Origin of the sequence: Vibrio sp. 10N.286.46.A8 (genome assembly GCF_041470165.1) — a bacterium.
GTDB lineage: Bacteria > Pseudomonadota > Gammaproteobacteria > Enterobacterales > Vibrionaceae > Vibrio > Vibrio tasmaniensis_A.
Genome location: NZ_JBFRLX010000262.1, coordinates 1 through 2,110 on the forward strand (window position 1 = coordinate 1; position 2,110 = coordinate 2,110).

At 44.5% G+C, this 2,110-nt stretch carries 1 protein-coding gene and 1 pseudogene; both read left to right on the forward strand.

Going from position 1 to position 2,110, the window contains the following annotated elements:
• The coding region (metG, locus tag AB4232_RS20865) for a methionine--tRNA ligase (RefSeq protein ID WP_372087923.1) at positions 1-1,802 on the forward strand (1,802 nt) is incomplete at its 5' end.
• 220 nt (positions 1,803-2,022) lie between these two features.
• Positions 2,023-2,110 (forward strand): annotated as a pseudogene (locus AB4232_RS20870) (DUF1456 domain-containing protein); the annotation flags it as partial.

The following is a 2,110-nucleotide window of genomic DNA, read 5'->3' on the forward strand; positions in this document are numbered from 1 at the left end:
GCTTTGATATCAGCTTTGATAACTACCACAGCACACATAGCGAAGAGAACCGTGAACTGGCTTCTCACATCTATTTAGAACTTAAAAAGAACGGCTTCATTTCTAGCCGTACTATTTCTCAGCTTTTCGATCCTGAGAAAGAGATGTTCCTACCAGACCGCTTCGTAAAAGGTACTTGCCCTAAGTGTAAGTCAGAAGACCAGTATGGTGATAACTGTGATAACTGTGGTGAGACATACAGCCCAACTGAGCTAATTAGCCCTAAATCAGCGGTTTCTGGCGCAACTCCAGTAATGAAAGATTCTGAGCACTTCTTCTTCGATCTGCCTCAGTTCGAAAGCATGCTAAAAGAGTGGACTCGTTCTGGCTCTCTACAGAATGAAACTGCAAACAAAATGCAGGAATGGTTCGAGTCTGGCCTGCAACAGTGGGATATCTCACGTGATGCACCTTACTTCGGTTTCGAAATCCCAGGCGAGAAAAACAAATTTTTCTACGTTTGGCTAGACGCTCCTGTTGGCTACATGGCTTCTTTCAAGAACCTATGTGACAAGCGCGACGATCTCAACTTTGACGAATACTGGAAGAAAGACAGCACAACTGAGCTTTACCACTTCATCGGTAAAGACATCGTTTACTTCCACAGCCTATTCTGGCCTGCAATGCTAGAAGGCGCTGGTTTCCGTAAGCCAAACAACGTATTCGTACACGGCTACGTAACGGTGAACGGTGCGAAAATGTCTAAGTCAAAAGGCACATTCATCAAAGCAAGTACGTACTTAAATCACCTAGACCCTGAGTGTCTACGCTACTACTACGCTGCTAAGCTAAACAGCCGTATCGATGACCTTGACCTTAACCTTGAAGACTTCACTCAACGTGTAAACGCGGATGTAGTAAACAAGATTGTTAACCTAGCTTCTCGTAACGCTGGCTTCATCACTAAGCGTTTCGAAGGCAAGCTTTCTGCTGAATTTGCAGAACCTGAGCTATACAACGAATTCGTTGCTGCTGCAGAGCGTATCGGTCAGCTATACGAAACTCGTGAGTTCAGCCGCGCTATCCGTGAAATTACTGCACTAGCTGATAAAGCTAACCAGTACATCGACGAAAAAGCACCTTGGGTTCTTGCAAAAGAAGAAGGTAAAGAGAAAGAGCTTCAAGAAGTTTCTTCTGTCGGTATTAACCTATTCCGCGTGCTAATGGCTTACCTGAAACCCGTTATGCCAGAGCTTGCGGCTCGCACTGAGGCTTTCCTAAACGAAGAGCTTACGTGGGAAGCGATTGCTACTCCGCTAACTGATCACGAAATCACTAAGTTCAAGGCGTTGTTTAGCCGTATTGATCCGAAGAAAGTAGAAGCAATGATCGAGTCTTCTAAAGAAGATGCAGCCGCAGAAGCCGCTGCGAAAGAAAAAGCAGAAGCTGAAAAAGAGCAAGCAAGCCAAACTGAGCTAGACAAAGAGCCAATCGCAGACGAGATTGAATTCGATGCCTTTGCAGCAGTCGATATGCGTATTGCTCGTATTATCTCATGTGAAGAAGTACCAAAAGCGAACAAGCTACTGAAGTTCCAACTGGACATCGGTGGTGAAACTCGCCAAGTATTCTCTGGTATCAAGTCAGCGTACAAACCTGAAGAGTTAGAAGGCAAACTAACTGTCATGGTAGCAAACCTTAAACCTCGTAAGATGAAGTTTGGTATGTCTGAAGGCATGATCCTAGCTGCTGGTCCTGGTGGCAGTGACTTGTGGATCCTTGAACCACACGAAGGTGCTCAACCTGGCATGCGTGTAATGTAGCTCTGGCTTCAGTCAGATAACAAGCACTCATAGCGAAATCCCTAATGCACTTTTAACTTGAATGAGTTGATAAGCATTGGGGATTTTTTATATCTACCGAAAATAAGCGTTCTCTGTTAGAGTCGCCGTCAACTATGCTATGTAGAGTAGAAATTTGTTTGCCGACAATAACGGGCTAACCAACACCTTTTACTCTTCAAACCCTTTTTAGGAATCCCCAGTGACTAACAACGAAATCTTGCGTCGTATTCAACACGCGCTAAACCTTAAAAATGCACAGATCATTAAAGCTATCGAGCAAGCTGATG